This is a genomic window from Candidatus Binataceae bacterium (genome assembly GCA_036495685.1).
Classification (GTDB): Bacteria; Desulfobacterota; Binatia; order Binatales; family Binataceae; genus JAFAHS01.
This window is the reverse complement of sequence record DASXMJ010000197.1, coordinates 1-4,137: the sequence shown is the minus strand read 5'-3', so window position 1 is coordinate 4,137 and position 4,137 is coordinate 1. Positions and strand designations below refer to the sequence as shown.

At 59.4% G+C, this 4,137-nt stretch carries 4 protein-coding genes; all 4 read left to right on the top strand.

The window, feature by feature from the left end:
- The coding region (locus tag VGI36_18410) for an ATP-binding cassette domain-containing protein (GenBank protein ID HEY2487121.1) at positions 1 to 1,488 on the top strand (1,488 nt) is incomplete at its 5' end.
- Positions 1,485 to 2,633: an ABC transporter permease gene (locus tag VGI36_18405; GenBank protein ID HEY2487120.1), complete on the top strand. Its 1,149-nt coding sequence runs from the start codon at positions 1,485 to 1,487 to the stop codon at positions 2,631 to 2,633. The genes VGI36_18410 and VGI36_18405, both read left to right, overlap by 4 nt.
- Before the next feature lie 8 nt (positions 2,634 to 2,641).
- A complete protein-coding gene (locus VGI36_18400) occupies positions 2,642 to 3,760 on the top strand; it encodes an ABC transporter permease (GenBank protein ID HEY2487119.1) in 1,119 nt (372 codons plus the stop codon).
- A 71-nt stretch (positions 3,761 to 3,831) separates the two neighbouring features.
- Positions 3,832 to 4,122, top strand: a complete 291-nt coding sequence (locus VGI36_18395) for an SDR family NAD(P)-dependent oxidoreductase (GenBank protein HEY2487118.1) — start codon at positions 3,832 to 3,834, stop codon at positions 4,120 to 4,122.
- Positions 4,123 to 4,137 lie beyond the last annotated feature (15 nt).

The window sequence follows — 4,137 nt, the reverse complement described above, 5'->3', positions numbered from 1 at the left end:
GGGTTGTATGAGGATCTCACCGTCCAGGAAAATCTCGACCTCTATGCCGATCTGAATGGAATCGGAATCATCGAGCGGCGCGAGCCGTATCTGCAACTGATGGAGATGACGGCGCTCGGTCCATTTGTCCAGCGTTTGGCGAGCCGACTGTCCGGTGGCATGAAGCAGAAACTCGGTCTTGCCTGTACTCTCATCCGATCACCGGAACTCCTGCTGCTCGATGAGCCCACGGTCGGGGTCGATCCACTTTCGCGGCGTGAGCTGTGGGAGATCATCCTGCGGCTCGTCGACCGGCAGGCCCTCACAGTGCTGCTCAGCACTTCCTATCTGGATGAAGCGGAACGGTGCGGACACGTCGTCGTCCTGCACGAAGGAAAGGTGCTAGCCCAGGGTCGTCCGGACGAAGTGAGCGCGCTAGCGGCTGGCCGCGTGTTTGTGGCCGAACCGTCAGCCGGTTGTACGCCCAGAGGAATTCAAGCTCGACTTCTCGACGATCCTGATGTGATTGACGCAGTGCCAGAGGGCGGCTCGGTGCGCGTCGTGTTGGCCAACGAATTGGGCCACTCTACCCTCGGCGGCGCTTCGATGACGGCGACTCGTGCGCGATTTGAGGATGGCTTCATGGTCCTCTTACGCCAGATCACGCCCGATCGGCCTAGTGCTGCGATGACGATCGAACACCCGACGACCGCGGCCGATGGTGAGCCGGTGGTGGTTGCGGTCGACGATCTGGTGAAGCAATTCGGCACCTTTACCGCCGTTGATCATGTGAGCTTCAGGGTTCGGCGGGGCGAAATATTCGGGCTCCTCGGACCGAACGGGGCCGGCAAAACTACGACCTTCCGCATGCTTTGCGGCCTGCTCGCGCCGACGCATGGCGCGCTCCGTGTGGCTGGCGTCGACCTTCACACCGCGCGCGCTGAAGCCCGGCAGCGGCTCGGATATGTCGCGCAAAAGTTCGCGCTCTATGGCGACCTATCGGTGGTCGAGAATCTCGAATTTTTTGCGAGTGCCTATGGGCTTCGCGGTGCACGACGACGCCACCGCATTGCCTGGGCGCTGACGCAATTCGAGCTGGAACCGCTGATGCGCCAGCAAAGCGGCCTCATCCCCGGCGGTTACAAGCAAAGGCTCGCGATGGCAGCGGCACTGCTTCATGAGCCCGATATTTTGTTCCTGGACGAGCCGACCAGTGGCGCTGATCCATTGGCGCGCCGCGAATTTTGGCGACGTATCACTTCGCTCGCGGAGCAAGGCGTAACGGTAGTCATCACCACGCATTTCATGGAGGAGGCGGAGTATTGCGATCATGTCGTCATCCAGGATCACGGCCGGGTGCTTGCTCGTGGCACACCCGCCGAGATTCGCCGCTATGCACCCGCTCATGACGGGCGTGAGTCGAGGATGGAGGATGCGTTCATCGCGATCGTCGAGGCAGGCCGAGGGAGCGACGCCGGCTCGGCTACTGATGCGGAGGTGGCAGCGTGACGCCGCCGACCGATCCGCGAAATGGTTCTCTGTTAAAGCCGCGGCGAGTTTGGACGCTGGTCAAAAAGGAGACGTGCCAAATCCTCCGCGATTTTAGCAGCGTCGCCGTCGGTATGGTGCTGCCCGTCGTCCTGATCCTGCTTTTCGGCTATGGGCTATCGCTCGATGTAAAGAATGTCCCGGTCGCCGTGGTGCTTGAGGATACGTCTCCGGACGCGGCCGAACTGGCATCGACCTTTCAGCTATCCCCCTATTTTAAGGCCCGGCTCATGACTTCGATGGCGCGCGCCGAGGATCTCATTGTTGCGCGTCAAGTTGACGGCATCATACGAATCCGTCCCGACTTTTCGCGGAGGATGCGAAGCGGGGATGCGGAGGTTCAGATCGTCGCTTACGGTGGCGACGCCAATAGCGCACGGATCATTCAGGGCTACGCCCAGGGGACGGTTGGTCAATGGACCGCGCGGCGGCTCGGCGAAGGGCAAAACACACCAAGCGGACCAGTAATCCTGCAGGATCGACTCTGGTTCAATCAGGCAAGGGAGAGCCGTTACTTTCTAGTTCCCGGCCTGGTGGTGCTGGTCATGACGGTCCTCGGTGCTCTGTTGACGGCGCTGGTCGTCGCTCGGGAGTGGGAGCAGGGCACTTTTGAATCGCTGTTCGTAACGCCCGTCCGCCCCGGCGAAATCTTGCTCGCCAAGGTGATTCCATACCTGGCGTTGGGGATCTTCGGACTGGTGCTTTGCATGATTGCAGCCAGATTCCTCTTTCATGTCCCCTTCCGCGGGTCGCTATGGGTGGTAAGCCTTAGCTCACTACTCTATCTCCTTGTCACCTTGGGCCTCGGGCTCTTCATCTCTTCGACTGTTAAATCTCAGTTCGTCGCAGGTCTCCTGACTGTGGTAGTCGCGTTTCTCCCAGCCATGATGTTGTCGGGATTTATCTTCGATCTGGAAAGCCTGCCCGCAACGATTCGGGCTGTCACCTACGTCTTTCCGGCGCGGTACTACGTCGCGCTGCTCGAGACCGTATTGCTCGCAGGCGATATCTGGGCCGTCATTCTGCCTAACTTGGCGATGCTAGCTGGTATGGGCGCCCTGCTGTTCGCGCTGACGCGGGTGGGATTCAAGAAACAGCTCGACTGAGATTGACGATGTTCCAAGCAATTTTTCGGATCTTCGCTTTGGTGCGCAAGGAACTTCTCGCGATGCTCAAGGATCCGCGCGGGCGCGCCGTCCTGTTCGTTCCACCCGCACTGCAGTGCCTCGTGTTCGGATATGTCGTGAACTACGATTTGAACCAAGTCCGCTATGCGGTCTTCGATCGCGATCGCAGCGCCACGTCGTCCCAACTACTCGCCTGGTTAGACGGCTCGGGCGTGTTTCGACGCGTTGCCAATCTCGAATGCGCAGCGGACCTGAAGACCGTGATCGACGAGCGACGCGCATTGGTCGTGATTCAGATCGATCAGGATTTCGAGCGACGATTACTTTCCGGGCGATCGGCCGATGTAGAAGTAATTGCCGACGGGCGTAATTCCAACACCGGCAGCATCGCGCTGAACTACGTCGGTACAGTTGTCGATTCATTCAATGCCAGATGGTGGGCGGCTCACGGCGGAGATGGGCCGCCGATCAGGGTGAGTATCCGCGCCTGGTTTAATTCGAATCTCGAGACCCGGTGGAGCATAGTCCCGAGCTTGATCGGAACACTCACGATTGCAGAGGTGCTCCTGATGACGGCGATGTCCATCGCGCGCGAAAAGGAGGAAGGAACCTTCGATCAGTTACTTGTGACACCCTTTCGGCCAGCCGAAATCATGACCGGAAAGGCATTGCCCTCGCTGTTGGTCGGACTAAGCCAGTCCACCGTCATCCTCCTGGTTGCCCAGCTGTGGTTCCGGATTCCGTTTGCGGGCTCGTTCCTCACGCTATATACGGGACTTTTCTTGTTCCTCCTCGCAGTATCCGGAATCGGACTGCTGCTTTCGTCGTTGGTCGCCACCATGCAGCAGGCGCTCCTTCTGTCATTCCTGGTAGCGATGCCGTTCACGCTCTTGTCAGGTCTGATCACGCCCTTGAGCAGTATGCCTAAGATCCTGCAATACTTCAGTTTGATCAATCCGTTGCGCTACATGATTGATATCGCGCGGCGTGTGTATCTGGAAGGTGTGGGAGCGAATCGGCTGGCGTTCGATTTGTGGCCGCTCGCGGTGACGGCAGCGTTAACACTTACAATCGGCGCCTTGGTGTTCCGTCGCCGATTGGGATGAAGCGGCTAATCTGCGAAGCGGGTTGGCGGTCAGTTCAGCCGCCCCGCTTGCGCACTAACGAGGAGAGGTAAATGTCGGAAGCTGAATCGAGACCTGTTGCTGTAGTAATCGGAGTGGGCCCAGGAGTTGGTGCGTCATTGGCCCGCCGGTTCGCGGCAAAGTACGCGGTGGCGATAAACGCACGCAAAACTGACTACCTCCGCACCCTCGCAAGTGACATCCGCGGCCATGGCGGCGAAGTGCTGGAAGTGCAGGCCGACATCGGAAAAGCCACTGAGGTCTGGAACGCCTTCCCACAGATTCGCGCCGAACTCGGCGAACCGCAGGTGCTGCTATTCAACGCTGCCGGGCCCGCGAGGTAATGTTAGCGAAGTCTC

Excerpts from the sequence above, each read along its gene's own strand:
- VGI36_18400 (HEY2487119.1), top strand. The coding sequence starts at position 2,642 with ATGTTCCAAGCAATTTTTCGGATCTTCGCTTTGGTGCGCAAGGAACTT.
- VGI36_18395 (HEY2487118.1), top strand. The coding sequence starts at position 3,832 with ATGTCGGAAGCTGAATCGAGACCTGTTGCTGTAGTAATCGGAGTGGGC.